37 protein-coding genes are annotated in these 23238 nt (G+C 68.7%); 3 read left to right on the top strand and 34 right to left on the bottom strand.

The features are described from left to right. Window positions 1–8 precede the first annotated feature (8 nt). Entirely contained in the window at window positions 9–452 is a 444-nt protein-coding gene (gene rplM / locus IO40_RS0119325) for a 50S ribosomal protein L13 (RefSeq protein ID WP_016473395.1), read from the bottom strand. A 278-nt stretch (window positions 453–730) separates the two neighbouring features. Next, on the bottom strand, window positions 731–2350 hold the full coding sequence (locus IO40_RS0119320) for an ABC-F family ATP-binding cassette domain-containing protein (RefSeq protein ID WP_030407379.1): 1620 nt from the start codon (window positions 2348–2350) through the stop codon (window positions 731–733). Between the two features lie 78 nt (window positions 2351–2428). Here IO40_RS0119320 and IO40_RS0119315 point away from each other — a divergent pair, with 78 nt between their 5' ends. The 3 genes from IO40_RS0119315 (at window position 2429) to IO40_RS0119305 (ending at window position 4959) form a co-directional block, all read left to right on the top strand. Continuing rightward, entirely contained in the window at window positions 2429–3307 is an 879-nt protein-coding gene (locus IO40_RS0119315; RefSeq protein ID WP_016473397.1) for a hypothetical protein, read from the top strand. Between the two features lie 235 nt (window positions 3308–3542). Next, a complete protein-coding gene (locus tag IO40_RS0119310) occupies window positions 3543–3764 on the top strand; it encodes a hypothetical protein (RefSeq protein ID WP_016473398.1) in 222 nt (73 codons plus the stop codon). A 37-nt stretch (window positions 3765–3801) separates the two neighbouring features. Next, window positions 3802–4959 (top strand): flotillin family protein, encoded by a 1158-nt coding sequence (locus tag IO40_RS0119305; RefSeq protein WP_016473399.1) that lies wholly within the window; start codon window positions 3802–3804, stop codon window positions 4957–4959. 38 nt (window positions 4960–4997) lie between these two features. Here IO40_RS0119305 and truA read toward each other — a convergent pair whose 3' ends face one another. The 32 genes from truA to rpsJ form a co-directional block, all read right to left on the bottom strand. Beyond that, window positions 4998–5846, bottom strand: coding sequence for a tRNA pseudouridine(38-40) synthase TruA (truA, locus tag IO40_RS0119300; RefSeq protein ID WP_106963971.1), 849 nt, complete (start codon window positions 5844–5846; stop codon window positions 4998–5000). A gap of 136 nt (window positions 5847–5982) precedes the next feature. Further along, a complete protein-coding gene (gene rplQ, locus IO40_RS0119295; RefSeq protein ID WP_016473401.1) occupies window positions 5983–6486 on the bottom strand; it encodes a 50S ribosomal protein L17 in 504 nt (167 codons plus the stop codon). A 185-nt stretch (window positions 6487–6671) separates the two neighbouring features. Beyond that, the gene (locus IO40_RS0119290; RefSeq protein WP_016473402.1) at window positions 6672–7694 is read right to left on the bottom strand and encodes a DNA-directed RNA polymerase subunit alpha; all 1023 of its coding nucleotides are present in this window, start codon (window positions 7692–7694) and stop codon (window positions 6672–6674) included. Between the two features lie 166 nt (window positions 7695–7860). After that, on the bottom strand, window positions 7861–8487 hold the full coding sequence (gene rpsD / locus IO40_RS0119285) for a 30S ribosomal protein S4 (RefSeq protein ID WP_016473403.1): 627 nt from the start codon (window positions 8485–8487) through the stop codon (window positions 7861–7863). A gap of 26 nt (window positions 8488–8513) precedes the next feature. Then, on the bottom strand, window positions 8514–8918 hold the full coding sequence (rpsK, locus tag IO40_RS0119280; protein WP_016473404.1) for a 30S ribosomal protein S11: 405 nt from the start codon (window positions 8916–8918) through the stop codon (window positions 8514–8516). A 64-nt stretch (window positions 8919–8982) separates the two neighbouring features. After that, window positions 8983–9363 (bottom strand): 30S ribosomal protein S13, encoded by a 381-nt coding sequence (gene rpsM, locus IO40_RS0119275; protein ID WP_016473405.1) that lies wholly within the window; start codon window positions 9361–9363, stop codon window positions 8983–8985. A 177-nt stretch (window positions 9364–9540) separates the two neighbouring features. Then, on the bottom strand, window positions 9541–9654 hold the full coding sequence (gene rpmJ, locus IO40_RS0119270; protein ID WP_009740505.1) for a 50S ribosomal protein L36: 114 nt from the start codon (window positions 9652–9654) through the stop codon (window positions 9541–9543). A gap of 67 nt (window positions 9655–9721) precedes the next feature. Next, window positions 9722–9943, bottom strand: a complete 222-nt coding sequence (infA, locus tag IO40_RS0119265) for a translation initiation factor IF-1 (protein WP_003948620.1) — start codon at window positions 9941–9943, stop codon at window positions 9722–9724. 199 nt (window positions 9944–10142) lie between these two features. Next, window positions 10143–10979, bottom strand: a complete 837-nt coding sequence (gene map, locus IO40_RS0119260; protein WP_016473406.1) for a type I methionyl aminopeptidase — start codon at window positions 10977–10979, stop codon at window positions 10143–10145. 231 nt (window positions 10980–11210) lie between these two features. Next, entirely contained in the window at window positions 11211–11861 is a 651-nt protein-coding gene (locus IO40_RS0119255) for an adenylate kinase (protein ID WP_016473407.1), read from the bottom strand. Then, the gene (gene secY / locus IO40_RS0119250; protein ID WP_016473408.1) at window positions 11861–13174 is read right to left on the bottom strand and encodes a preprotein translocase subunit SecY; all 1314 of its coding nucleotides are present in this window, start codon (window positions 13172–13174) and stop codon (window positions 11861–11863) included. The genes IO40_RS0119255 and secY overlap by 1 nt, the downstream gene beginning before the upstream one ends. A gap of 185 nt (window positions 13175–13359) precedes the next feature. Further along, a complete protein-coding gene (gene rplO, locus IO40_RS0119245; RefSeq protein ID WP_016473409.1) occupies window positions 13360–13821 on the bottom strand; it encodes a 50S ribosomal protein L15 in 462 nt (153 codons plus the stop codon). A 1-nt stretch (window position 13822) separates the two neighbouring features. Then, window positions 13823–14005 carry a 50S ribosomal protein L30 gene (gene rpmD / locus IO40_RS0119240; RefSeq protein ID WP_016473410.1) on the bottom strand — a complete coding sequence of 61 codons (183 nt, stop codon included), beginning with the start codon at window positions 14003–14005 and terminating at the stop codon, window positions 13823–13825. Further along, the gene (gene rpsE, locus IO40_RS0119235) at window positions 14005–14607 is read right to left on the bottom strand and encodes a 30S ribosomal protein S5 (RefSeq protein WP_016473411.1); all 603 of its coding nucleotides are present in this window, start codon (window positions 14605–14607) and stop codon (window positions 14005–14007) included. Before rpsE ends, rpmD begins: the two co-directional genes overlap by 1 nt. A 43-nt stretch (window positions 14608–14650) precedes the next feature. Continuing rightward, window positions 14651–15034, bottom strand: a complete 384-nt coding sequence (gene rplR, locus IO40_RS0119230; protein ID WP_016473412.1) for a 50S ribosomal protein L18 — start codon at window positions 15032–15034, stop codon at window positions 14651–14653. A 3-nt stretch (window positions 15035–15037) separates the two neighbouring features. Further along, window positions 15038–15577, bottom strand: a complete 540-nt coding sequence (gene rplF, locus IO40_RS0119225) for a 50S ribosomal protein L6 (protein ID WP_016473413.1) — start codon at window positions 15575–15577, stop codon at window positions 15038–15040. A 23-nt stretch (window positions 15578–15600) separates the two neighbouring features. Beyond that, complete coding sequence (gene rpsH / locus IO40_RS0119220) at window positions 15601–15999, bottom strand: 30S ribosomal protein S8 (protein ID WP_016473414.1); 399 nt, start codon at window positions 15997–15999, stop codon at window positions 15601–15603. 164 nt (window positions 16000–16163) lie between these two features. Next, window positions 16164–16349 carry a type Z 30S ribosomal protein S14 gene (locus IO40_RS0119215; RefSeq protein ID WP_016473415.1) on the bottom strand — a complete coding sequence of 62 codons (186 nt, stop codon included), beginning with the start codon at window positions 16347–16349 and terminating at the stop codon, window positions 16164–16166. A 2-nt stretch (window positions 16350–16351) separates the two neighbouring features. Next, window positions 16352–16915, bottom strand: coding sequence for a 50S ribosomal protein L5 (rplE, locus tag IO40_RS0119210; RefSeq protein WP_016473416.1), 564 nt, complete (start codon window positions 16913–16915; stop codon window positions 16352–16354). Beyond that, window positions 16915–17238, bottom strand: a complete 324-nt coding sequence (gene rplX, locus IO40_RS0119205; protein ID WP_016473417.1) for a 50S ribosomal protein L24 — start codon at window positions 17236–17238, stop codon at window positions 16915–16917. Before rplX ends, rplE begins: the two co-directional genes overlap by 1 nt. Window positions 17239–17240: 2 nt before the next feature. Continuing rightward, window positions 17241–17609 carry a 50S ribosomal protein L14 gene (rplN, locus tag IO40_RS0119200; RefSeq protein ID WP_016473418.1) on the bottom strand — a complete coding sequence of 123 codons (369 nt, stop codon included), beginning with the start codon at window positions 17607–17609 and terminating at the stop codon, window positions 17241–17243. Between the two features lie 98 nt (window positions 17610–17707). Beyond that, a complete protein-coding gene (rpsQ, locus tag IO40_RS0119195; RefSeq protein WP_016473419.1) occupies window positions 17708–17992 on the bottom strand; it encodes a 30S ribosomal protein S17 in 285 nt (94 codons plus the stop codon). Next, complete coding sequence (gene rpmC, locus IO40_RS0119190) at window positions 17992–18216, bottom strand: 50S ribosomal protein L29 (protein WP_016473420.1); 225 nt, start codon at window positions 18214–18216, stop codon at window positions 17992–17994. Before rpmC ends, rpsQ begins: the two co-directional genes overlap by 1 nt. After that, on the bottom strand, window positions 18216–18635 hold the full coding sequence (rplP, locus tag IO40_RS0119185; RefSeq protein ID WP_016473421.1) for a 50S ribosomal protein L16: 420 nt from the start codon (window positions 18633–18635) through the stop codon (window positions 18216–18218). The genes rpmC and rplP overlap by 1 nt, the downstream gene beginning before the upstream one ends. Window positions 18636–18638: 3 nt before the next feature. Then, complete coding sequence (rpsC, locus tag IO40_RS0119180; protein WP_016473422.1) at window positions 18639–19460, bottom strand: 30S ribosomal protein S3; 822 nt, start codon at window positions 19458–19460, stop codon at window positions 18639–18641. Beyond that, entirely contained in the window at window positions 19460–19807 is a 348-nt protein-coding gene (rplV, locus tag IO40_RS0119175) for a 50S ribosomal protein L22 (RefSeq protein ID WP_016473423.1), read from the bottom strand. The genes rpsC and rplV overlap by 1 nt, the downstream gene beginning before the upstream one ends. Before the next feature lie 40 nt (window positions 19808–19847). Continuing rightward, window positions 19848–20129, bottom strand: a complete 282-nt coding sequence (rpsS, locus tag IO40_RS0119170; RefSeq protein ID WP_016473424.1) for a 30S ribosomal protein S19 — start codon at window positions 20127–20129, stop codon at window positions 19848–19850. A 14-nt stretch (window positions 20130–20143) separates the two neighbouring features. Next, window positions 20144–20980, bottom strand: coding sequence for a 50S ribosomal protein L2 (rplB, locus tag IO40_RS0119165; protein ID WP_016473425.1), 837 nt, complete (start codon window positions 20978–20980; stop codon window positions 20144–20146). Window positions 20981–21026: 46 nt separating this feature from the next. Beyond that, entirely contained in the window at window positions 21027–21449 is a 423-nt protein-coding gene (rplW, locus tag IO40_RS0119160) for a 50S ribosomal protein L23 (RefSeq protein ID WP_016473426.1), read from the bottom strand. Next, on the bottom strand, window positions 21449–22096 hold the full coding sequence (rplD, locus tag IO40_RS0119155; protein WP_016473427.1) for a 50S ribosomal protein L4: 648 nt from the start codon (window positions 22094–22096) through the stop codon (window positions 21449–21451). Before rplD ends, rplW begins: the two co-directional genes overlap by 1 nt. 7 nt (window positions 22097–22103) lie before the next feature. After that, on the bottom strand, window positions 22104–22748 hold the full coding sequence (gene rplC, locus IO40_RS0119150) for a 50S ribosomal protein L3 (RefSeq protein ID WP_016473428.1): 645 nt from the start codon (window positions 22746–22748) through the stop codon (window positions 22104–22106). 16 nt (window positions 22749–22764) lie between these two features. Beyond that, on the bottom strand, window positions 22765–23073 hold the full coding sequence (gene rpsJ, locus IO40_RS0119145; RefSeq protein ID WP_016473429.1) for a 30S ribosomal protein S10: 309 nt from the start codon (window positions 23071–23073) through the stop codon (window positions 22765–22767). Between the last annotated feature and the right edge of the window lie 165 nt (window positions 23074–23238).

The following is a 23238-nucleotide window of genomic DNA, read 5'->3' as shown; positions in this document are numbered from 1 at the left end:
GGCCGGACTTACTGCGCGACCTGGCTGATCTCGAACGGCACGGGCTGCTGCGCACCGTGGGGGTGCTGGTCGCCCGCGTAGACCTTCAGCTTCGAGAGCATCTGACGGCCCAGGGAGTTCTTGGGGAGCATGCCCTTGACGGCCTTCTCCACCGCCTTCTCCGGCCGCGTGGCCAGCAGCTCGTCGTAGCGGACGGACCGCAGACCGCCCGGGTAGCCGGAGTGGCGGTAGGCCATCTTCTGGGTCCGCTTGTTGCCGGACAGGTGCACCTTGTCGGCGTTGACGATGATGACGAAGTCACCGGTGTCGACGTGAGGCGCGTAGGTCGGCTTGTGCTTACCCCGCAGGAGAATGGCGGCCTGGGAGGCCAGACGGCCGAGGACGACGTCCTGGGCGTCGATGACGTGCCACTGGCGCTGGATGTCGCCGGGCTTGGGGCTGTACGTACGCACGGTCGTAGCCTTCGCTTCTATCAGTGATTGGGTCCTGACAAAGGGCCAACCAGGCAGATCACGACAGGCGAGATCACATGCGGTGACGCATCCACACATGATCGCTGGTCATCGACCGGTAGGCCGGTGTATAGCCCCCCACGTGAGAACAGGCAAGCCAATACACACAACGATCCAGCAGAATACCGACCCTCCCCCGTCAGGGTCAAAACAGGCCCTCGGTCTCCGGTCCCCCTCCCGTTCCCGGCGCACCGGCACAGGAGGCACCGGGCCTCTCGTCACCGCTTCCGGACCACCCGCGCCTCGTCCCACACGGGCTCCGGCGCCTCCCGTACCCGGCCGTCGGCACCGAAGACCAGGAACCGGTCGAAACCGCGCGCGAACCAGCGGTCGTGGGTGACCGCCAGCACCGTCCCCTCGAACGCCTCCAGGCCCTCCTGGAGCGCCTCGGCGGACTCCAGGTCCAGGTTGTCCGTGGGCTCGTCCAGCAGCAGCGCGGTGGCACCGGCCAGCTCCAGCAGCAGGATCTGGAACCGGGCCTGCTGGCCGCCGGAGAGCCGGTCGAAGGGCAGCTGCGCCTGGCGGGTCAGCTCGTAGCGGCGGAGCGCGGACATGGCGGCGCCCCGGTCACGCGCGTGCTCCGTCCACAGGATGTCCACCAGGGTCCGGCCCTCCAGCTCGGGATGGGCGTGGGTCTGCGCGAAGTGTCCGGGCACGACGCGGGCGCCCAGCTTCCAGCTGCCGCTGTGGGCGACGTCACCACCGGCCAGGAGCCGCAGGAAGTGGGACTTGCCCGAACCGTTGGACCCGAGGACGGCGACCCGCTCCCCGTAGAAGATCTCCAGATCGAAGGGGCGCATCAGCCCCGTCAGCTCCAGCCCCTGGCAGGTGACGGCCCGCACCCCCGTCCGGCCGCCGCGCAGCCGCATCCTGATGTCCTGCTCGCGGGGCGGCTCCAGCGGCGGGCCCGCCTCCTCGAACCTCTGCAACCGGGTACGGGCGGCCTGGAGCCGGGAGGCCATGTCGGAGTTGAAGGCCGCCTTCTGCTTGTACATGGCGACCAGCCGTTTGAGCTTCGCGTGCTCCTCGTCCCAGCGCCGCCGCAGTTCCTCGAAGCGGGCGAACCGTTCCTTGCGCGCCTGGTGGTAGGTGGCGAACCCGCCGCCGTGCACCCATACGTCACTGCCGGCCGCGCCCGGCTCGACACTGATGATCCGGTCGGCGGCCCGCGCCAGCAGCTCCCGGTCGTGCGAGATGAACAGCACCGTCTTGGCCGTCTCGCGCAGCCGCTCCTCCAGCCACCGCTTGCCGGGCACGTCGAGGTAGTTGTCCGGCTCGTCCAGCAGCAGCACCTCGTCGGTGCCGCGCAGCAGCGACTCCAGCACCAGCCGTTTCTGCTCCCCGCCGGAGAGGGTGCGCACCTGCCGCCACTGGGCCTTCTCGTAGGGGACGCCGAGTGCGGCGACCGTGCACATGTCCCACAGCGTCTCGGCCTCGTAGCCGCGCGCCTCCGCCCAGTCGGCGAGGGCCTGCGCGTACTTCAGCTGCGCGGCCTCGTCGTCCACCGTCATGACTGCCAGCTCGGCCTCGTCCACCGCACGGGCCGCCGCCCGGATGCGCGGATGGGCCACGGACACCAGCAGGTCCCGCACTGTGGTGTCGTCCCGGACGCTGCCGACGAACTGCGGCATCACCCCCAGTCCGCCGCCGGCCGTCACGGTGCCGCCGTCGGGTTTCAGCTCACCGGCGATCAGCCGCAGCAGTGTCGTCTTGCCCGCCCCGTTCGCACCCACCAGCGCCACCGAGGCGCCCTCGCCCACCCGCAGCGACACATCGTCGAAGAGCGGCCGGCCGTCGGGCAGGTGGTACACGAGGTGTGCGGCCTCGACATGTCCCATGGACGGGATTGTCACGGTCCGACGACGCCTGCACCAAGCGAATATCCGGCCCGCCGCCGCCCGCAATAGGATGCGCCCATGAGCTTTGGGCAGGGGGGACCCGGGTGGGGGTCCCAGGGCGGCTCCGGCTGGGACGGCTCGCATTCCACAGGACCGACACCCGACTGGGCGGCGCTCGCCGAACAGACCGAGCGCCGTCGTGCCCGGCGCCGCCGCTGGCTGATGGCGGGCGGAGGTGCCCTGGCGACGGCGGCCGTCGCGGGCATCGTCGCGGTGGCCGTCGTCAACGAGGGCGGCTCGCAGGGCGCCTCCGACAAGCCGTCCGCCTCCCTGCCGCCCTCGGAGAGCATCCCGGAGGACAGCGGCGAGCCGTCGCCCACCTTCAAGGACGACCCGCCCCCTCCCCCGCCGCCGCGGGACTTCATCTCCGACCGCTCACGCGACAAGGCCCCGCTCAGCGCGAGCACGCTCTACCCGAGCAAGAAGGTCACCGTCAACGGCCGCCCCTACAAGCTGGCCCGGACGGACACCAGCAAGAACTGCGCCGAGGCCGCGCACGCCGGCCTGGGCCCCGTGCTGACCCGCCACCGGTGCGAGGCGCTCTACCGCGCCACCTACACCCGCGACGGGCTGGCGGTCACGGTGGGCATCGCCGCCTTCGAGGACGCCCGGACGGCCGCGAAGGTCAAGTCCGAGTACCAGCCCAACCTCGTCGCCCTGCCCGGCGGCGGCGTGCCCGACTTCTGCCGCACCGTCACCTGCCGCACCACCGCGAACTCGCTGGGCCGCTACGCCTACTTCACCATCGCGGGCCGCACCAACGGCCAGGCGTCCGGAGCCGGCGACACGAAGGCCCAGCAGGCCGCGCTGGACGGCTCCAACTACGCGTACGCGCGCATACTGCAACGTGGCCGTGCCCAGTCCTCGCAGGCGGCGAAGGCCCCGCAGGGCGACTGACATCCGGCGTCCCGGCGGCGCGGCGCGGACATCCCGCACCGCGCCGTCCGCGTCCGGCAGCCCCCGCCCCCGCCCCCGCCCCCGCCCCCGCCCGCCACAGGCTCCCTTGCGACAGCCCGGTCCTGAGGACGACAAGCCCGTAACGAAGTCGTCCGGGCAGGCGGCCCCCTACGCGCGCGGCGCTAGTGTCCCGGAGGGGGCCCGGGCACACGGCCCGGGAGAAGGGGGAGCGGCGGTGTCGGACGAGGCCGTCATCGGGTGCGTGGGCGTACTGGTCATCGGCACCCGCGGGGCCGCCGGGCCGGGCGAGGTGCTGGTACGGGTGCGCGGCGGCTCCGAGACGTTCCTCGCCTGGTCGCCCGAGCCGCTGCCGGCCGGGGCGACCGTCCTGGTGATCGAGTCCCGCGGCACCCGCCAGGTCGATGTGAGCGCGTGGCACGACCCGGTGGACCTGTGAACGCCCCCGCTTCGGCCAGCAGACGAGGAGTCGACGGATGTTCGGATATCGCGTTCCCGCGCCCGACGAGGCGATGCTCATCTCGGGCGGCAGGAGGGGGCTGAAGGGCGCACCGTTCCGTGTGGTGACCGGGCACGGCAAGTTCGTGCTGCCCGTCTTCCGCAAGGTCCGCTTCCTCACTCTGGCGATGCGCGAGGCGGAGGTCGTCGAGAAGTGCGTGACCCGGCAGGGCATCGTGCTGACCGTCCGCGCGGTGATCGCCTTCAAGGTCGGCAACGACGACGAGAGCATCGTCAACGCGGGACAGCGCTTCCTCTCCGAGCAGGAGCAGATGTCCGTGTTGACGGGGCGGATCTTCTCCGGGCATCTGCGGGCCATCATCGGCTCGATGACTGTCGAGGAGATCGTCACGGAGCGGCAGAAGCTGGCCACCGAGGTGCTGGAGACGTCGAAGACGGAGATGGGCAAGATCGGGCTGATCGTCGACTCGCTCCAGATCCAGTCCATCGACGACGGCGACACCGGCTACATCGAGGCGATGTCCGCACCGCACAAGGCGGCCATCCAGCGGCAGGCCAAGATCGCCGAGGCGCAGGCCACCCAGGCGTCGGTCGAGGCCCAGCAGGAGGCGGCCCGCAACCAGGCCGAGTTCGAACGCCAGACCGCCATCGTGCAGGCCGAGTACAAGGCCGAGGTGGACCGCGCCCAGGCCAAGTCGGCGCAGGCCGGCCCGCTGGCCCAGGCCCATGCCCAGCGGGAGGTGCTGGCCGCGCAGACGGAACTGGCCGAACGCGCAGCGGAGTTGCGGCAGCAGGAACTGGTGGCCGAGGTCGTCAAGCCCGCCGAGGCGGAGGCCGAGCGGATCAAGCTCGTCGCACTCGCCGAGGCCGAGCGCATGAAGATCCAGGCCGAGGCCGCGGCCTCGCACGGCAGGGTCGCCCTCGACCAGTTGCTGATCGACCAGCTCCCGCAGATCGTCAAGGAGGCGGCGGCCGGGCTCTCCCAGGCCAACGTCAACGTCCTCAACGGCGCCGACGGGCTCGGCGAGGTCGCAGCAGGCCTGGTCAGCCAGGGGCTGACCATCCTCGACACGGTCAAACAGAACCTCGGCAAGCCGGACGCCGCCGGCGACGCCATGAGCGCGCCCGCACCGCGCCGGGCCGGCCAGGACGACGGGCCCGTCCCCCTCAGCTGAGCCGCGAGCGCTCGGGCACCGGCCGGCCTGGGCGACGGTCAGCAGCAGCCCGGCAGCGGCGGCAGGGTGCGCTTGGTGCGCGAGGCGCGGTTGCGGGCCTCCAGCTGGTCGGCGGGCGGATAGGCGACCTCTTCCAGGGTGAGCCCGTGCGGGCGTACGACATGGACGGCCGAGTCCCGTACGCCCGCCGCCAGCACCTTCGCCGGCCACTCCACCGGACGGTGCCCGTCCCCGACGAACAGCATCGCCCCCACCAGCGAGCGGACCATGTTGTGGCAGAACGCGTCCGCCTGCACCGTCGCCTCCAGGATGCCGTCCGCGCGGCGCACCCACTCCAGCCGTTGCAGGGTGCGGATCGTCGTGGCGCCCTCCCGCTTCTTGCAGTACGCGGCGAAGTCGTGCTCGCCCAGCAGGCCGCGCGCCGCCTCGTTCATGGCGTCCACGTCCAGCGGCCAGTTGTGCCACAGCACATGTCCGCGCAGCAGCGGGTCGGCACCGCCCGGATGGTCGGTGACCCGGTAGGCGTAGCGCCGCCAGATCGCCGAGAACCGGGCGTCGAAGTGCGGCGGGGCCTCGCTGACGCGCAGGATGCGGACGTCCATCGGGAGCCGCCCCGCCAGCCTGCGCAGCAGGTGCTCGCCGTGTGCGGACCACACCTCGCCGGGCAGGTCCACGTGCGCCACCTGGCCGCGCGCGTGCACGCCGGCGTCGGTACGGCCGGCGACCGTCAGCTGCGGCGTCGTCTCCAGCCGCAGTACGACGCGGAGCGCGTCCTCGATCTCCCCCTGAACGGTCCGCCGGCCCTCCCGCTGCCGGGCCCACCCGGAGAAATCCCGCCCGTCGTAGGCCAAGTCCAGCCGCACTCGCACGTCGTTCACGCCCTCGATCCTCTCATCCCCCGCCACCGCTCCCGCCGGGCCCGCGGCCGGTGCCCACAGGCGGTGGGCCGGGGCCTGCGGCCCGGACAAGCGCAAGGGCCCGCCCCCTGTACGGGAGCGGGCCCTCACCGGCTTCGTCGGGACGTCAGGCGTCCTTGGACTCGCCCTCGCCCTCGGCCTCGGCGTCCGCCGCGTCCTTCTTCAGGTCGGCGGCAGCCTCGTCACCGGCGGCGTCCTTCGCGGCGCGCTTGGTGGCGGCCTCGGCCTCACCGACCGCGGCCTGCTGCACCGTCAGCGGCTCGACCAGCTCGATGACCGCCATCGGGGCGTTGTCGCCACGACGCGGACCGATCTTGGTGATGCGGGTGTAACCGCCGGGGCGGTTCTCGTACCGCGGGCCGATCTCGGTGAAGAGGGTGTGCACGACGCCCTTGTCGAGGATGGTGCGCATGACCTGACGACGGTTGTGCAGGTCACCCTTCTTCGCCTTGGTGATCAGGCGCTCGGCGACCGGACGCAGGCGGCGGGCCTTCGCCTCGGTCGTCGTGATGCGGCCGTGCTCGAACAGCGCGGTCGCCAGGTTGCCCAGCATCGCCTTCTGGTGCGAGGCGCTGCCGCCCAGACGGGGACCCTTGGTGGGCTTCGGCATGGTGCTTCTCCTTCGTTGTCCCTGCGCCGGCCGTATCAGGCACCGGCGGCAGTCCCGGCCGTATCAGGTACCGGGGAGTCGGCCCCGCGCCCGTGCGGCGCGGGGTGCCCCGAAAGGGGCGCGGGGAGCCGCACGGCCGGCCGCAGCCGGCCCGCGGCTCCCCCACGGCAGCGAGGGGCGGCCCCTCAGTACTGCTCGGTCTCCACGAACCCGGCGTCCGTGTCGTCCTCCGCGCCGAAGGCGTCGGCGGCGGCGGTCGGGTCGAATCCGGGCGGGCTGTCCTTGAGGGCCAGGCCCATGCCGGCCAGCTTCGCCTTGACCTCGTCGATGGACTTCGCACCGAAGTTGCGGATGTCCAGCAGGTCCGCCTCGGAACGGGCCACCAGCTCGCCCACCGAGTGGATGCCCTCGCGCTTGAGGCAGTTGTAGGAGCGGACCGTCAGCTCCAGCTCCTCGATCGGCAGCGCCAGGTCCGCGGCGAGCGCGGCGTCCGTCGGTGACGGGCCCATGTCGATGCCCTCGGCGTCGACGTTGAGCTCGCGGGCCAGCCCGAACAGCTCGACCAGGGTCTTGCCGGCCGAGGCCATCGCGTCACGCGGACGCATGGCCTGCTTGGTCTCGACGTCGACGATCAGCTTGTCGAAGTCGGTGCGCTGCTCGACACGGGTGGCCTCGACCTTGTAGGTCACCTTGAGGACCGGCGAGTAGATGGAGTCGACCGGGATGCGCCCGATCTCCTGGCCCATTTGCTTGTTCTGGACGGCGGAGACGTAGCCGCGACCGCGCTCGACGGTCAGCTCCATCTCCAGCTTGCCCTTGGCGTTCAGCGTCGCCAGGACGAGGTCCGGGTTGTGCACCTCGACACCGGCCGGCGGCGCGATGTCCGCGGCGGTGACCAGGCCCGGGCCCTGCTTGCGCAGGTACATCACGACCGGCTCGTCGTGCTCCGAGGAGACGACGAGGGACTTGATGTTGAGGATGAGGTCGGTCACGTCCTCCTTGACGCCCGGCACGGTGGAGAACTCGTGCAGCACGCCGTCGATCCGGATGCTGGTCACCGCAGCGCCGGGGATCGAGGAGAGGAGCGTACGACGGAGAGAGTTACCGAGGGTGTAGCCGAAGCCCGGCTCCAGCGGTTCGATCACGAACCGCGAGCGGAACTCGTCGACGACCTCTTCGGTCAGAGAGGGACGCTGAGCGATCAGCATGGGATATGTGCCTCCAGTTTTCGGCAACCGCTATTTGATGCCGGTACTGCAAGGGTACGGGCGGCCCGGCGGAAACCCGCCGGAACCGCCCGCCCCTCATGTCCCGGACGGCGCCCCGACCACCCCCGAGGGGGAAGCCGCGGGCACCGCCCGACGATCACCCGAATTACTTCGAGTACAGCTCGACGATCAGCTGCTCCTGCACCTGGGTGTCGATCACCTGGCGCTCGGGCAGCGAGTGGACGAGGATCCGCAGCTTCGACGGGATGGCCTCCAGCCACGCCGGAACCGTCTTCTCGCCGGCCTCCGCAGCCGCCACCTGGAAGGGGGTCAGGCTGCGGGAGGACTCGCGGACCTCGATGATGTCGTTCACGGACACCCGCGCCGAGGGGATGTCGGTCTTGCGACCGTTCAGCGTGATGTGACCGTGCTTGACCAGCTGGCGGGCGTGGTCGCGGGACTTGGCGAAGCCGGCCCGGTACACGACGTTGTCCAGTCGGGTCTCCAGGATGCGCAGCAGGTTGTCACCCGTCTTGCCCTGCATCCGGTTGGCCTCGTTGTAGTACCCGCGGAACTGCTTCTCCAGCACGCCGTAGATACGGGCGGCCTTCTGCTTCTCACGCTTCTGCAGCAGGTACTCGGAGTCCTTGGTGCGCCCGCGCCCGTGCTCACCCGGGGGGTAAGGACGGATCTCGATCGGGCACTTAGCGCTCTCGCACTTAGCTCCCTTGAGGAAGAGCTTCTGCTTCTCCCGACGGCAACGCTTGCAGTCGGCCCCGGTGTAACGCGCCATAGTTCTGGTGATCTCCTACTTCAGTCTCAGACCCGGCGACGCTTCGGCGGGCGGCAGCCGTTGTGCGGGGTGGGCGTGACGTCCTGGATGGAGCCGACCTCCAGGCCGGTGGCCTGGAGCGAGCGGATCGCGGTCTCGCGGCCGGAGCCCGGACCCTTGACGAAGACGTCCACCTTGCGCATGCCGTGCTCCTGCGCGCGGCGCGCCGCGTTCTCGGCGGCCATCTGCGCGGCGAACGGCGTCGACTTCCGCGAGCCCTTGAAGCCGACGTGGCCGGCCGAGGCCCAGGAGATCACGTTGCCGGTGGGGTCGGTGATCGAGACGATGGTGTTGTTGAACGTGCTCTTGATGTGAGCGTGCCCGTGGGCGACGTTCTTCTTCTCCTTGCGGCGCACCTTCTTGGCGCCGGCCGTACGGCCCTTCGGAGGCATATGGAAACTCCCGTGAGGTGGTCGGTCCTACAACGCGGACCGCTTGCAGCGTGTCCGGTGCGGACTACTTCTTGCCCGGCTTCTTCTTGCCGGCGATGGCGCGACGCGGGCCCTTACGGGTGCGGGCGTTGGTCTTCGTGCGCTGGCCGTGGACCGGGAGACCGCGCCGGTGGCGCAGACCCTCGTAGCAGCCGATCTCGACCTTGCGGCGGATGTCGGCCTGGATCTCACGGCGGAGGTCACCCTCGACCCGCAGGTTGTTGTCCACGTACTCGCGGAGCTTGACCAGCTCCTCCTCGGCCAGGTCCCGGACGCGGGTGTCCGGGTTGACCCCGGTCTCCGCGAGGGTCTGCCTGGCAAGGGTGCGACCGATGCCGAAGACGTAGGTGAGGGCGACCTCGACGCGCTTCTCGCGCGGGAGGTCGACGCCAGCGAGGCGTGCCATGAATGTGGCTCCTGATGTTTCGTCGGAGGTCTGCAGCAGTGCCGCTCCCGTCTCGTGGAACGAGAGGGTCCCCGGCCTCCGACCGGGGGTGTCGACACCGTGGGCGGTGTCGGGCCCTGCTTATGTGACTGTTGCTCGCGTCGCGCGAAGGAACTGCGAAAAGGCAGGTCGCTTGTGTCAGCCCTGGCGCTGCTTGTGGCGCAGGTTCTCGCAAATGACCATGACCCGGCCGTGGCGGCGGATCACCTTGCACTTGTCGCAGATCTTCTTGACGCTCGGCTTGACCTTCATGGTGTTGAGGTTCTCCGGGTCAGGCCTTCTCCCCACGGGGGCGGGGAAACCGGCACGATCTGTCGATCTACTTGTAGCGGTAGACGATCCGTCCGCGCGTCAGGTCGTACGGAGACAGCTCCACCACGACCCTGTCGTCGGGAAGGATACGGATGTAGTGCATCCGCATCTTGCCGCTGATGTGCGCGAGGACCTGGTGCCCGTTCTGGAGCTCCACCTTGAACATCGCGTTCGGGAGAGACTCGACGACGGTGCCCTCGATCTCGATGGCCCCTTGTTTTTTGGCCATGCTTGAGCGCTTCACCTTCCGGGATCGGCTACCTGGGAGGCCCTGATATCCCGAGTGGCATACGGGTACACCTGGGCCGACGAGCCAGTCTACGACACCGCGCCCCGCATGGCGAATCCGGGGAGTATCCCCTATCCGGGAGATCTTTATTCCCCCGCCGTCCGCTCGGGCGCGGGGATGCCGCGATGTGAGCCGCGTCTCAGCCGAGCGGGTCGGGCGCCGCCTGGATGCCGAGCTCCGCCAGCTTGGCCCGGCCGCCGTCCCGCGCGGTGAGCACCAGCGGGCCCTGCTCGGTGAGGGCCACGGAGTGCTCCCAGTGGGAGGACCAGGTGCCGTCGTTCGTCTTGACCGTCCAGTCGTCCGACAGGACATGCGTGCGAGCCGTCCCCAGGCTCACCATCGGCTCGATCGCCAGGCACATGCCCGGCACCAGCTTCGGGCCCTTGCCGCGCCGGCGCTCGACGTAGTTCAGCAGGTGCGGCTCCATGTGCATCTGGGTGCCGATGCCGTGGCCGCCGTAGTCCTCGATGATCCCGTACTTGCCGCCCGCGGGCCTGGGCTGCCGCCGGATGTAGCTCTCGATGGCCTTGGAGATGTCCACCAGTCGGTTGCCCTTGCGCATGGCGGCGATCCCCGCCCACATGGACTCCTCGGTGACCCGGCTCAGCTCGTGCAGCTCGGCGGAGTGGCCCTCGCCGACGAAGACGGTCAGCGCGGCGTCGCCGTGCCAGCCGTCGACGATGGCGCCCGCGTCGATGGAGAGCAGGTCACCGGCCTTGAGCACGGTGTCCTTGCTGGGGATGCCGTGGACGACCACGTCGTTGACGGAGGTGCAGATGTTGCCGGGGAAGCCCCCGTAGCCCAGGAAGTTCGGCTTCGCGCCGTGCTCGGCCAGCACCTTCGCGGCGACGTCGTCCAGGTCCTTGGTGGTGGCTCCGGGAACGGCCGCGGCGGCGCACGCCTCGTGCATCGCGGCGACGACCAGCCCCGCCTCGCGCATCTTCGCGATCTGCTCCGGGGTCTTGATCTCCACCATGACGACATCCGCCTTCCCTCACCGGCGACCCTCGCCGGCACCTCACCGATAGCTGCCCCTCCAAGTCTGCCAGCCCCTCGGGGGGCCGGGGGCCGCGCCGGGGCCCGGCGCGCGATGCGGGGGCCGGGCATCAGCCCGGCCCCCGCATCGGAAAGGCCGCCGCGTGACCGGTCACCGCACCCGGGACCGGTCCGCCGCACCGGGACGCGGCCTTCGGCCGCCGCCCGGTGTTCAGTCGCGCTTGAGGGCGTTCATCGCCCGCTCGGTGACCTCCTCGACCGCACCCAGCGCGGAGATGGTCGTCACGAGCCCCTGCGCCTTGTAGTGGTCGATGATCGGCTCGGTCTCGCTGTGGTAGACCTCCAGCCGCTTGCGGACGGTCTCCTCGCGGTCGTCCTCACGCTGGTACAGCTCGCCGCCGCACACGTCGCAGACGCCCTCGGTCGCGGGGGCCTTGTACTCGACGTGGAAGACGTGGCTGCTGTCGTTGCGGCAGATGCGCCGCCCGGCGATCCGCCGGACGACCTCGTCCTCGGGGACCTCCAGGTCGAGCACGGCGTCGAGCTGCCGGCCGGTCTCGTCCAGGTAGGCGTCCAGGGCCTGGGCCTGCGCGATGTTCCGGGGGAACCCGTCGAGCAGGAACCCGTTCGCCGCGTCGGGCTGGGCCATGCGGTCCTTGGCCATGCCGATGGTGATCTCGTCCGGCACCAGCTGACCGGCGCTCATGTATTCCTTCGCCTTACGGCCCAGGTCGGTGCCCTGGCTCATGTTGGCGCGGAAGAGATCACCGGTGGCGATGTGCGGGATCGCGAGATTCTTGGCGAGGAACGCCGCCTGCGTTCCCTTGCCCGCACCCGGCGGTCCGACGAGGACGATACGCATCAGCGGAGGAACCCTTCGTAATGGCGCTGCTGAAGCTGGCTCTCGATCTGCTTCACGGTCTCGAGACCGACGCCCACGATGATCAGGATGCTCGTGCCGCCGAACGGGAAGTTCTGGTTGGCGTTGAACATGATCAGCGCGACGGTCGGCACCAGTGCGATCAGACCCAGGTACAGAGAGCCGGGCCACGTGATGCGGTTCAGCACGTAGCTCAGGTACTCCGCGGTGGGACGACCAGCCCGGATGCCCGGGATGAAGCCACCATACTTCTTCATGTTGTCGGACACTTCTTCGGGGTTGAAGGAGATGGCCACATAGAAGAAGGCGAAAAAGACAATCAGCAGGAAATAGGTCGCGATGTAGATCGGGTGGTCACCCTTGACGAAGTGGGCCTGAATCCACTGCGCCCAGCCCGCCTGCGACCCGCTGAACTGCACGATCAGCGCCGGAATGTACAGCAGCGACGAAGCGAAGATGACAGGAATCACACCTGCCTGGTTGACCTTCAGCGGAATGTAGGTCGAGGTTCCGCCATAACTGCGCCGCCCGATCATCCGCTTCGCGTACTGCACGGGAATACGGCGCTGGGCCTGCTCGACGAAGACCACCAGGGCGACCATCGCGAGACCGCAGACGATGACGGCGCCGAATTCGATCCAGCCGTCGGCCAGCTTGCCCTGCTTCTTGATGGCCCACAGGGCCCCGGGGAATCCGGCCGCGATGGAGACGAACATGAGGATCGACATGCCGTTGCCGATACCGCGGTCGGTGATCAGCTCGCCCAGCCACATGATGAGGCCGGTGCCGGCGGTCATCGTGACGACCATCACGATGGTGGTGAAGATGGACTGGTCAGGAATGATCTGGCTCGCGACGCTGCAGTTCTGGAAAAGGCTGCCGCTGCGGGCGGTGGCGACCAGGCCGGTGGCCTGGAGGATGGCGAGTGCGACGGTCAGATAACGCGTGTACTGCGTGATCTTCGCCTGCCCCGTCTGGCCCTCCTTCTTCAGCGCCTCCAGGCGCGGAATGACCACGACCAGCAGCTGCAGGATGATGCTCGCCGTGATGTACGGCATGATCCCGAGCGCGAAGATGGTGATCTGGAGCAGCGCACCGCCGCTGAACATGTTGACCAGGCCGAAGAGGCCCTGCGCGCCCTTGGCCTCGTCCATACAGGCTTGGACGTTCTCATAGCTGACGCCCGGCACCGGGACGTGCGCTCCGATCCGGAAGAGCACCATGATGCCGAGCGTGAAGAGCAGCTTCTTGCGCAGGTCGGGCGTCTGGAACGCCCGGGCGAACGCGGTGAGCACGGTGCCTCCTGCGCCCCCCGCGATCTAGTGGCGCGAGAGGTGACGGTCTTGAGGATCGACAGATATCAACGGTGGTGCCACCTTACCGGCGACTCGGCCACCTAGAAACGACCAGCTGTGCAAACAGCCAGCCGGGGATGCCCCATTGGGACATCCCCGGCCTGTGGTTCACCTGTTCAACGAACTCAGAGGAGTTCGGTGACGGTGCCGCCGGCGGCGGTGATCTTCTCCTTGGCGGAGCCGGAGACCTTGTCGACGGTCACCGTCAGCGCCACCGAGATGTCACCGGAGCCGAGCACCTTGACCAGCTCGTTCTTGCGGACGGCGCCCTTGGCGACCAGGTCGGCCACCGTGACCTCGCCACCCTCGGGGTAGAGCGCGGCCAGCTTGTCCAGGTTCACCACCTGGAACTGCTTGTGCGCCGGGTTGTTGAAGCCCTTGAGCTTGGGCAGCCGCATGTGCAGCGGCATCTGCCCGCCCTCGAAGCGCTCCGGCACCTGGTACCGGGCCTTGGTGCCCTTCGTACCACGACCGGCCGTCTTGCCCTTGGACGCCTCACCACGACCCACGCGGGTCTTGGCGGTCTTGGCGCCCGGGGCCGGACGGAGGTTGTGGACCTTCAGGGGGTTGGCCGAGGACTCAGCCATCTCAGTCGACCTCCTCGACCGTCACGAGGTGGCGCACGGTGTGCACCTGACCGCGCACGACGGCGTTGTCCTCGCGGACGGTCACGTCGTTGACGCGCTTGAGACCGAGGGTCCGCAGCGTGTCACGGTGGTTCTGCTTGGTCCCGATGACGGAACGGGTCTGCGTGATCTTCAGGCGAGCCATTACGCGCTCACCCCTGCACGCGCCCGCAGCAGAGCAGCGGGAGCCACGTCCTCGAGCGGCAGGCCGCGGCGGGCCGCGATCTCCTCCGGGCGCTGGAGCCCGCGGAGCGCCGCCACCGTGGCGTGCACGATGTTGATCGGGTTCGACGAGCCGAGCGACTTGCTCAGCACGTCGTGGATGCCCGCGCACTCCAGCACGGCGCGCACCGGGCCACCGGCGATCACACCGGTACCGGGCGAGGCCGGCTTGAGCAGCACGACACCCGCGGCTTCCTCACCCTGGATCGGGTGCGGGATGGTGCCCTGGATACGCGGGACCTTGAAGAAGTGCTTCTTGGCCTCCTCAACGCCCTTGGCGATGGCGGCCGGCACCTCCTTGGCCTTGCCGTACCCGACACCCACGGTGCCGTCACCGTCGCCCACCACGACCAGCGCGGTGAAGCTGAAGCGACGACCACCCTTCACAACCTTGGCGACACGGTTGATCGCGACGACGCGCTCAACGTACGCGGTCTTCTCGGCGGCAGCGCCGCCGTCCCGGCCCTTACGGTCCCGCCGCTCGCCGCCACCGGCGCCGCCACCGCGGCGCTGGGGTCCAGCCATTGGAATTACCTCTCTCGTTTAACGTCCGCTTGCAGGACCGTACTCAGAACTTGAGCCCGGCCTCGCGGGCGGCGTCGGCCAGAGCGGCAATCCGCCCTGCGTACTTGTTGCCACCACGGTCGAACACGACGGCCTCGACACCCGCGGCCTTGGCACGCTCGGCGACCAGGGCGCCGACCTGCTTGGCCTTCTCGCTCTTGTCGCCCTCGCCACCGCGCACGGAGCTGTCCAGGTGCGACGCCGAGGCCAGCGTGTGGCCCGCGATGTCGTCGATCACCTGGGCGGTGATACCGCGGTTGGTGCGCGTCACCACAAGACGGGGGCGCTCGGGGGTACCCGAGACCTTCTTGCGGATGCGGATGTGACGGCGCTTGGCGGCGGCGCGCTTGTAGGCGTCGCCCTTAGCGATCTTCACGCCGTATGCCATGGCTTACTTACCAGCCTTTCCGACCTTGCGGCGGATGACCTCGCCCGCGTACTTCACGCCCTTGGCCTTGTAGGGGTCGGGCCTCCGCAGCTTGCGGATCTTCGCGGCGACCTCGCCGACCCGCTGCTTGTCGATGCCCTCGACGGTGAACTTGGTCGGGGACTCGACCTTGAAGGAGATCCCCTCGGGGGCCTCCACCAGGATCGGGTGGCTGTAGCCCAGCGAGAACTCCAGGTTGGAGCCCTTGGCCTGGACGCGGTAGCCGACACCGCTGATTTCGAGGTCCTTGCTGAATCCCTGGGTCACGCCAGTGATCATGTTCGCCACCAGCGTGCGGGACAGACCGTGCAGGGCCTTGTTCCGGCTCTCGTCGTTCGGGCGGGTGACGACGAGCGCGCCGTCCTCGCCCTTGGCGATCTCGATGGGCGCGGCAACGGTATGCGAGAGAGAGCCCTTGGGGCCCTTCACCGCGACCGTCTGGCCATCGATGGTGACGTCCACACCGGCGGGAACCTGGATGGGGAGCTTGCCGATACGCGACATGGCTTTACCTCCGTTCCCTTCCGTTACCAGACGTAGGCGAGGACTTCCCCGCCCACGCCCTTCTTCTGCGCCTGCTTGTCGGTGAGCAGACCGTGCGACGTGGAGATGATGGCCACGCCGAGGCCGCCGAGCACCTTCGGCAGGTTGGTGGACTTTGCGTAGACCCGCAGACCCGGCTTCGAGATCCGCTTGATGCCGGCGATCGAGCGCTCGCGGTTCGGGCCGAACTTCAGCTCCAGGACGAGGTTCTTGCCGACCTTGGCGTCCTCGGTCCTCCAGCCGGTGATGTAGCCCTCCTGCTGGAGGATCTCCGCGATGTGCGACTTGATCTTGCTGTGCGGCATCTCCACGGTGTCGTGGTACGCCGAGTTCGCGTTCCGCAGACGCGTGAGCATGTCTGCGATCGGATCGGTCATGGTCATGTGATGGCCTTCGGCCTCTCTCGCCGGGGTTTCCCTGTATGCGTCGTCCCTCTCCCCGTCCGCCGGCCTGACGGCCGACGACGGGACGGGTGCGTCGCGGGGGACCTACGGCGTAGTAAGCGACTTTTCAGCTTACCGAGAGATCCCGGATTCCCTCGAAAGGGTTACCAGGAGCTCTTGGTCACGCCCGGCAGCTCGCCGCGGTGCGCCATCTCACGGAGGCACACACGGCACAGGCCGAACTTGCGGTAGACGGAGTGGGGACGGCCGCAGCGCTGGCAGCGCGTGTAGGCACGCACCGAGAACTTCGGCTTGCGGCTGGCCTTGGAGATCAGAGCCTTCTTCGCCATGGTCAGTTCTCCTTGAACGGGAAGCCGAGGTGACGAAGCAGGGCGCGGCCCTCGTCGTCGTTGGTCGCCGTGGTGACCACGGTGATGTCCATGCCCCGGACCCGGTCGATCTTGTCCTGGTCGATCTCGTGGAACATGACCTGCTCCGTGAGACCGAAGGTGTAGTTGCCCCGTCCGTCGAACTGCTTGGGCGACAGACCGCGGAAGTCGCGGATGCGCGGCAGTGCGAGGGACAGCAGGCGGTCCAGGAACTCCCACATCCGGTCGCCGCGCAGCGTCACGTGGGCGCCGATCGGCTGACCCTCACGCAGCTTGAACTGCGCGATGGACTTGCGGGCCTTGGTGACGGCCGGCTTCTGGCCGGTGATCGTGGCGAGGTCCTTGATGGCGCCCTCGATCAGCTTGGAGTCGCGGGCGGCGTCGCCCACACCCATGTTGACCACGATCTTGGTCAGACCGGGGATCCGCATGACGTTGTCGTAGGAGAACTCGTCCTGCAGCTTGCCCTGGATCTCTTCGCGGTAGCGCTGCTTCAGGCGCGGGGCCTGAGTGGTGGTGGCAGTCATCAGATGTCCTCACCGGTCCGCTTGGCAACGCGGATCTTGTTGCCGTCCTCGTCGAAGCGGTACCCGACGCGGGTCACGACCTTCTTGCCGTCCTTCTCCACGACCAGCTGAACGTTGCTGACGTGGATCGGGGCCTCGGTCGTCACGATGCCGCCGGTCTTCGAACCGCGGGCCGTCTGACCGGCCTTGGTGTGCTTCTTGACCCGGTTGACACCCTCGACCAGGACCCGGTCCTCGCGCGGCATGGCCTTGATGACCTTGCCCTGCTTGCCCTTGTCCTTGCCGGTGATGACCTGAACCAGGTCGCCCTTCTTGATCTTCATGGTCACAGCACCTCCGGCGCGAGCGAGATGATCTTCATGAACTTCTTCTCGCGCAGCTCGCGGCCGACCGGGCCGAAGATGCGGGTGCCGCGAGGGTCGCCGTCGTTCTTGAGGATGACGGCGGCGTTTTCGTCGAACCGGATGTACGAGCCGTCCGGGCGGCGGCGCTCCTTGACGGTGCGCACGATGACGGCCTTGACGATGTCGCCCTTCTTCACGTTCCCGCCGGGGATCGCGTCCTTGACGGTAGCGACAATGACGTCACCGATGCCCGCGTAGCGCCGGCCCGAGCCACCGAGCACACGGATGGTGAGGATCTCCTTGGCACCCGTGTTGTCGGCGACGCGAAGCCGGGACTCCTGCTGGATCACGTCTATCTCCTGTATGTCTGCCGGTTCCCGGCAGGGACCTCACGGTCCCTGCCGAGCCTGGCGGAACGAACCTGAGAGCCCAAGGCGGGCTCCAGGAGTTACTTGGCCTTCTCGAGGATCTCGACGATGCGCCAGCGCTTGGTGGCGGACAGCGGCCGGGTCTCCATCAGGAGGACGCGGTCGCCGACACCGGCAGCGTTCTGCTCGTCGTGCGCCTTGAGCTTGTTCGTACGGCGGATGACCTTGCCGTACAGCGCGTGCTTGACGCGGTCCTCGACAGCGACGACGACGGTCTTGTCCATCTTGTCGCTGACGACCAGACCCTCACGGGTCTTGCGGAAGCCGCGCTGCGTCTTGTTCTCAGTCACGTTCGTCTCGCTCATCAGGCGCTCTCCACCGTCTCGATGCCCAGCTCGCGCTCACGCATCAGGGTGTAGATCCGGGCGATGTCCTTGCGGACGGCCTTGAGCCGGCCGTGGTTCTCAAGCTGCCCGGTCGCCGCCTGGAAGCGGAGGTTGAACAGCTCTTCCTTGGCTTCGCGGAGCTTGGAGACAAGCTCCTCGTCGCCCAGCTCGCGCAGCTCGGACGCCTTGGTTCCGGCCGCCATCACGCGTCACCTGCCTCGCGCCGCACGATGCGGCACTTCATCGGAAGCTTGTGAGCAGCGCGGGTGAGCGCCTCACGAGCAATCTTCTCGTTCGGGTAGGACAGCTCGAACATCACGCGCCCCGGCTTGACGTTCGCGACCCACCACTCCGGCGAACCCTTACCGGAACCCATGCGGGTCTCGGCGGGCTTCTTGGTCAGCGGGCGGTCCGGGTAGATGTTGATCCACACCTTGCCACCACGCTTGATGTGACGCGTCATGGAGATACGAGCGGCCTCGATCTGCCGGTTGGTCACATACGCGCCGGTGACGGCCTGGATCCCGAACTCGCCGAACGCGACCTCGGTACCACCCTTGGCCATGCCCTTGCGCTTCGGGTGGTGCTGCTTACGGTGCTTGACCCTGCGCGGGATCAGCATGGGTCAGCTCTCCTTTCCAGAAGCGCTCGGCTCGGCAGCAGCACCGGCGGGGGCGACGGACTCCGCCTTGGGAGCCTCGGCCTGCTGGTTCTGCTGCGGCTTGCGGCCCCGACGCTCGCCGCCCCGACGCGGGCGGTCGTTGCCGCGCGACGGACGGTTGCCGGCACGGGCAGCGGCGTTCTCGGCGCGCACCTCAGCGATGTTCTTGACGTCGCCCTTGTAGATCCACACCTTCACACCGATGCGGCCGAAGGTCGTCCGGGCCTCGAAGAAGCCGTAGTCGACGTTGGCGCGCAGGGTGTGCAGCGGCACCCGGCCCTCGCGGTAGAACTCCGAGCGCGACATCTCGGCGCCGCCGAGACGGCCGCCGCACTGGATCTTGATGCCCTTGGCACCGGCCTTCATCGCCGTCTGCATGCTCTTGCGCATGGCGCGGCGGAAGGAGACCCGGGAGGACAGCTGCTCGGCGACCGCCTGGGCCACGAGCTGCGCGTCCGTCTCGGGGTTCTTCACCTCGAGGATGTTGAACTGGATCTGCTTGCCGGTCAGCTTCTCCAGGTTGCCGCGCAGCCGGTCCGCCTCGGCGCCGCGGCGGCCGATGACGATGCCCGGGCGGGCGGTGTGGACATCGACGCGGACGCGGTCACGCGTGCGCTCGATCTCCACCTTGGAGATGCCGGCCCGCTCCATGCCCTGGGTGAGCATGCGGCGGATGGCGACGTCTTCCTTGACGTAGTCCTTGTAGAGCTTGTCGGCATACCAGCGCGACTTGAAGTCGGTGGTGACGCCGAGCCGGAACCCGTGCGGGTTTACCTTCTGGCCCATTACCGGGTTCCTTCCTTGCTGCTCACGACCACGGTGATGTGGCTCGTCCGCTTACGGATCCGGTAGGCGCGGCCCTGCGCGCGCGGCCGGAACCGCTTCAGGGTCGGGCCCTCGTCAACGTAGGCCTCGGAGATGTAGAGGCTGTTGACGTCGGTGTGGTCGTAGTTGTGCGCGGCGTTGGCGATGGCGCTGTCAAGCACCTTGCCCACCGGCACGCTCGCGGCCTGCGGGGCGAAACGCAGGACCGCCTGAGCCTCCGTGGCGTCCATGCCACGGACAAGGTCCACCACCCGGCGGGCCTTCATGGGCGTGACGCGCACGTAGCGCGCGGAGGCCCTGGCTTCCATGGTTGTCCCTTCGGTGTCAGTCATTGGTCAACACACCCGCTCAGCGGCGACGCGACTTGCGGTCTTCCTTCACGTGGCCACGGAAGGTGCGGGTCGGAGCGAACTCGCCGAGCTTGTGGCCGACCATCGACTCGGTGACGAACACCGGGACGTGCTTGCGGCCGTCGTGCACCGCGATCGTGTGGCCCAGCATGGCCGGGACGATCATCGAGCGGCGGGACCAGGTCTTGATGACGTTCTTGGTGCCGGCTTCGTTCTGCGCGTCCACCTTCTTGGCGAGGTGGTCGTCGACGAAGGGCCCCTTCTTGAGACTGCGCGGCATCTAAAACCCGCCTCCTAGCGCTTCTTGTTCGTCTTGCGGCGGCGGACGATGTACTTGTTGCTGGCCTTCTTCGGCGAGCGCGTACGGCCCTCCTTCTGACCCCACGGCGAAACCGGGTGGCGGCCACCGGAGGTACGGCCCTCACCACCACCGTGCGGGTGGTCGATCGGGTTCATGACCACACCGCGGACGGTCGGGCGGACGCCCTTCCACCGCATACGGCCGGCCTTGCCCCAGTTGATGTTCGACTGCTCGGCGTTGCCGACCTCGCCGACGGTGGCGCGGCAGCGGACGTCGACCAGCCGGATCTCACCGGACGGCATACGCAGGTGGGCCATGCGGCCCTCCTTCGCCAGCAGCTGCACCGAAGCACCGGCGGAGCGGGCGAACTTGGCGCCGCCGCCCGGCTTCAGCTCGATCGCGTGGATCGTCGTACCGACCGGGATGAAGCGCAGCGGCAGGTTGTTGCCCGGCTTGATGTCGGCGCCCTGGCCGTTCTCGATCCGGTCGCCCTGCTGGATGCCGCGGGGGGCGAGGATGTAGCGCTTCTCGCCGTCCACGTAGTGCAGCAGCGCGATGCGCGCGGTGCGGTTCGGGTCGTACTCGATGTGCGCGACCTTCGCGGGCACGCCGTCCTTGTCGTGCCGACGGAAGTCGATCACGCGGTAGGCGCGCTTGTGGCCACCACCCTGGTGACGGGCGGTCACACGGCCGGCGTTGTTACGGCCACCCTTGCTGTGCAGCGGGCGGACCAGCGACTTCTCCGGCGTGGACCGCGTGACCTCGACGAAGTCGGCGACACTGGCGCCACGACGGCCAGGAGTCGTCGGCTTGTACTTGCGGATACCCATTTCTCAGTCCTCGGAAATTCCGGACTTCAGAACGTCCCCGCCTCCGTCAGGAGGCCGGGCCGCCGAAGATGTCGATTCGGTCGCCCTCGACAAGGGTCACGATGGCGCGCTTGGTGTCGGCGCGCTTGCCGTAACCGGTGCGGGTGCGCTTGCGCTTGCCCTGGCGGTTGATCGTGTTGACCCCGGCGACCTTGACCGAGAAGACCTCTTCGACGGCCTGCTTGATCTGGGTCTTGTTCGCGCGGGGGTCCACGATGAACGTGTACTTGTTCTCGTCGAGCAGCGCGTAGCTCTTCTCCGAGACGACCGGCCGGATCAGCAGGTCACGCGGGTCGCTGAAGACCTTGCTCGGGTCGGCGGGCGCGATCGGGCCCGGACCCTCGGCGGCCCGGCGGGCAGCCTTGGCGACGCGGGCGGCCTTCGCGGCCTTCGCTGCCTTGGAGGCGATGCTCGGGTGTCGCGTAGCCATCAGGCGTCGCTCCCTTCGGTGTGGGCCTTCGGGCCAGCAACGAAGGACTCCAGCGCGGTCTGGGTGAAGACCACGTCGTCGGAGACGAGCACGTCGTAGGTGTTCAGCTGGCCCGGCTCCAGGATGTGGACCTGGGGCAGGTTGCGGGCGGACAGCCAGGCCTTCTCGTCACTGCGCTCGGCGACGAGGAGCACGTGCTTCCGGTCGCTGACCTTGCCGAGCAGCGCCTTGGCCGCCTTGGTGGAGACCTCGCCGTCGACCACGCCGGACACGACGTGGACGCGGCCGTGGCGGGCCCGGTCGGAGAGGGCACCGCGCAGGGCGGCGGCCTTCATCTTCTTCGGGGTCCGCTGCGAGTAGTCGCGCGGCACGGGGCCGTGCACGACGCCACCGCCGGCGAACTGCGGCGCGCGGACCGAACCCTGACGGGCGCGGCCGGTGCCCTTCTGGCGGTACGGCTTCTTGCCACCGCCGCGGACCTCGCCGCGGGTCTTGGTCTTGTGCGTGCCCTGACGGGCAGCGGCCAGCTGGGCGACGACGACCTGGTGGATCAGCGGAACGCTGACCTGCGCGTCGAAGATCTCCGCGGGGAGCTCGACGGTCCCGGTCTTCTCGCCGGCCGGCGAAAGGATGTCAATGGTGCTCATCGGTTCCTCAGGCCCCCTTGGCCGCGGTACGGACCAGGACGAGGCCGCCGTTCGGACCGGGGACTGCGCCCTTGATGAGCAGCAGGCCCTTCTCCGCGTCAACGGCGTGGACGGTCAGGTTCTGGGTGGTGACCCGCTCGTTGCCCATCCGGCCGGCCATGCGGGTGCCCTTGAAGACACGGCCCGGGGTGGCGCAGCCACCGATGGCGCCCGGCTTGCGGTGCACGCGATGCGCACCGTGCGAAGCCTTGCCGCCGTGGAAGCCGTGGCGCTTCATGCCGCCGGCGAAGCCCTTGCCCTTCGACTTGCCGGTGACGTCCACCTTGACGCCGGCCTCGAAGGTGTCCGCGCCGAGCTCCTGGCCGAGCGTGTACTCGGAGGCGTCGGTGGTGCGGATCTCCACCAGGTGGCGGCGGGGGGTGACGTCGGCCTTGGCGAAGTGGCCCTTGAGGGGCTTGTTCACCTTGCGCGGGTCGATCTCGCCGAAGGCGATCTGGACGGCCTCGTAGCCGTCCCTGTCTGCGGTGCGGACCTGGGTCACGACGTTCGGCCCGGCCTTGACGACGGTCACGGGAACGACGCGGTTGTTCTCGTCCCAGACCTGGGTCATGCCGAGCTTCTCGCCCAGGACGCCCTTGATCTGCTTAGCCATCTTCTTCCCGCACCCCTCAGAGCTTGATCTCGATGTCGACGCCGGCCGGGAGGTCCAGGCGCATCAGCGAGTCAACGGTCTTGGGCGTCGGGTCGAGGATGTCGATCAGACGCTTGTGGGTGCGCATCTCGAAGTGCTCGCGCGAGTCCTTGTACTTGTGCGGCGACTTGATGACGCAGTACACGTTCTTCTCTGTGGGCAGCGGCACCGGGCCGGCGACCGACGCGCCAGTACGCGTCACCGTCTCGACGATCTTCTTCGCCGAGTTGTCGATGACCTCGTGGTCGTAGGCCTTGAGCCTGATGCGGATCTTCTGTCCCGCCATGGCTACTTCGTAGTCCTGTCTCTCGTCACGCTCTGGAACCCATGGGTCCCGCCCCGTCACCCTCCGACCCACGCGGTCGGGCGTGTCGGCTTGCTTCCCGTACGACTCCGCAGGAGTGCGCCTCCGAGGCCCTGCGGGCTCGGAGGTCCCGTAAGAGGAAGAAGC

The organism is Streptomyces albus subsp. albus (assembly GCF_000725885.1).
Classification (GTDB): Bacteria; Actinomycetota; Actinomycetes; order Streptomycetales; family Streptomycetaceae; genus Streptomyces; species Streptomyces albus.
The sequence above is the reverse complement of the archived record's forward strand: the minus strand, read 5'-3'. Positions and strand labels throughout refer to the sequence as shown.

Coding starts and splice junctions, on each gene's coding strand:
- map (WP_016473406.1), bottom strand. CDS start 10,979: ATGGTGGAGATCAAGACCCCGGAGCAGATCGCGAAGATGCGCGAGGCG.
- rpsM (WP_016473405.1), bottom strand. CDS start 9,363: ATGGCACGCCTCGCTGGCGTCGACCTCCCGCGCGAGAAGCGCGTCGAG.
- IO40_RS0119305 (WP_016473399.1), top strand. CDS start 3,802: ATGTTCGGATATCGCGTTCCCGCGCCCGACGAGGCGATGCTCATCTCG.
- rplV (WP_016473423.1), bottom strand. CDS start 19,807: ATGGAAGCCAGGGCCTCCGCGCGCTACGTGCGCGTCACGCCCATGAAG.
- rplW (WP_016473426.1), bottom strand. CDS start 21,449: ATGGCTACGCGACACCCGAGCATCGCCTCCAAGGCAGCGAAGGCCGCG.
- rplP (WP_016473421.1), bottom strand. CDS start 18,635: ATGCTGATCCCGCGCAGGGTCAAGCACCGTAAGCAGCACCACCCGAAG.
- rpsC (WP_016473422.1), bottom strand. CDS start 19,460: ATGGGCCAGAAGGTAAACCCGCACGGGTTCCGGCTCGGCGTCACCACC.
- rpmD (WP_016473410.1), bottom strand. CDS start 14,005: ATGGCTCGCCTGAAGATCACGCAGACCCGTTCCGTCATCGGGACCAAG.
- rplR (WP_016473412.1), bottom strand. CDS start 15,034: ATGGCATACGGCGTGAAGATCGCTAAGGGCGACGCCTACAAGCGCGCC.
- rplO (WP_016473409.1), bottom strand. CDS start 13,821: ATGGCTGAGTCCTCGGCCAACCCCCTGAAGGTCCACAACCTCCGTCCG.
- rplQ (WP_016473401.1), bottom strand. CDS start 6,486: ATGCCGAAGCCCACCAAGGGTCCCCGTCTGGGCGGCAGCGCCTCGCAC.
- rpsS (WP_016473424.1), bottom strand. CDS start 20,129: ATGCCGCGCAGTCTCAAGAAGGGGCCCTTCGTCGACGACCACCTCGCC.
- infA (WP_003948620.1), bottom strand. CDS start 9,943: ATGGCCAAAAAACAAGGGGCCATCGAGATCGAGGGCACCGTCGTCGAG.
- rpsQ (WP_016473419.1), bottom strand. CDS start 17,992: ATGAGCGAGACGAACGTGACTGAGAACAAGACGCAGCGCGGCTTCCGC.
- rpsK (WP_016473404.1), bottom strand. CDS start 8,918: ATGCCTCCGAAGGGCCGTACGGCCGGCGCCAAGAAGGTGCGCCGCAAG.
- rpmC (WP_016473420.1), bottom strand. CDS start 18,216: ATGGCGGCCGGAACCAAGGCGTCCGAGCTGCGCGAGCTGGGCGACGAG.
- IO40_RS0119215 (WP_016473415.1), bottom strand. CDS start 16,349: ATGGCGAAGAAGGCTCTGATCTCCAAGGCCAGCCGCAAGCCGAAGTTC.
- rplD (WP_016473427.1), bottom strand. CDS start 22,096: ATGAGCACCATTGACATCCTTTCGCCGGCCGGCGAGAAGACCGGGACC.
- rpsD (WP_016473403.1), bottom strand. CDS start 8,487: ATGGCGCGTTACACCGGGGCCGACTGCAAGCGTTGCCGTCGGGAGAAG.
- rplB (WP_016473425.1), bottom strand. CDS start 20,980: ATGGGTATCCGCAAGTACAAGCCGACGACTCCTGGCCGTCGTGGCGCC.
- rpsE (WP_016473411.1), bottom strand. CDS start 14,607: ATGGCTGGACCCCAGCGCCGCGGTGGCGGCGCCGGTGGCGGCGAGCGG.
- IO40_RS0119290 (WP_016473402.1), bottom strand. CDS start 7,694: ATGCTGATCGCTCAGCGTCCCTCTCTGACCGAAGAGGTCGTCGACGAG.
- IO40_RS0119320 (WP_030407379.1), bottom strand. CDS start 2,350: ATGGGACATGTCGAGGCCGCACACCTCGTGTACCACCTGCCCGACGGC.
- rplE (WP_016473416.1), bottom strand. CDS start 16,915: ATGACTGCCACCACCACTCAGGCCCCGCGCCTGAAGCAGCGCTACCGC.
- rpsJ (WP_016473429.1), bottom strand. CDS start 23,073: ATGGCGGGACAGAAGATCCGCATCAGGCTCAAGGCCTACGACCACGAG.
- rpsH (WP_016473414.1), bottom strand. CDS start 15,999: ATGACCATGACCGATCCGATCGCAGACATGCTCACGCGTCTGCGGAAC.
- rplX (WP_016473417.1), bottom strand. CDS start 17,238: ATGAAGATCAAGAAGGGCGACCTGGTTCAGGTCATCACCGGCAAGGAC.
- IO40_RS0119315 (WP_016473397.1), top strand. CDS start 2,429: ATGAGCTTTGGGCAGGGGGGACCCGGGTGGGGGTCCCAGGGCGGCTCC.
- rpmJ (WP_009740505.1), bottom strand. CDS start 9,654: ATGAAGGTCAAGCCGAGCGTCAAGAAGATCTGCGACAAGTGCAAGGTG.
- IO40_RS0119255 (WP_016473407.1), bottom strand. CDS start 11,861: ATGCGTATCGTCCTCGTCGGACCGCCGGGTGCGGGCAAGGGAACGCAG.
- rplC (WP_016473428.1), bottom strand. CDS start 22,748: ATGGCTAAGCAGATCAAGGGCGTCCTGGGCGAGAAGCTCGGCATGACC.
- rplF (WP_016473413.1), bottom strand. CDS start 15,577: ATGTCGCGTATCGGCAAGCTCCCCATCCAGGTTCCCGCCGGTGTGGAC.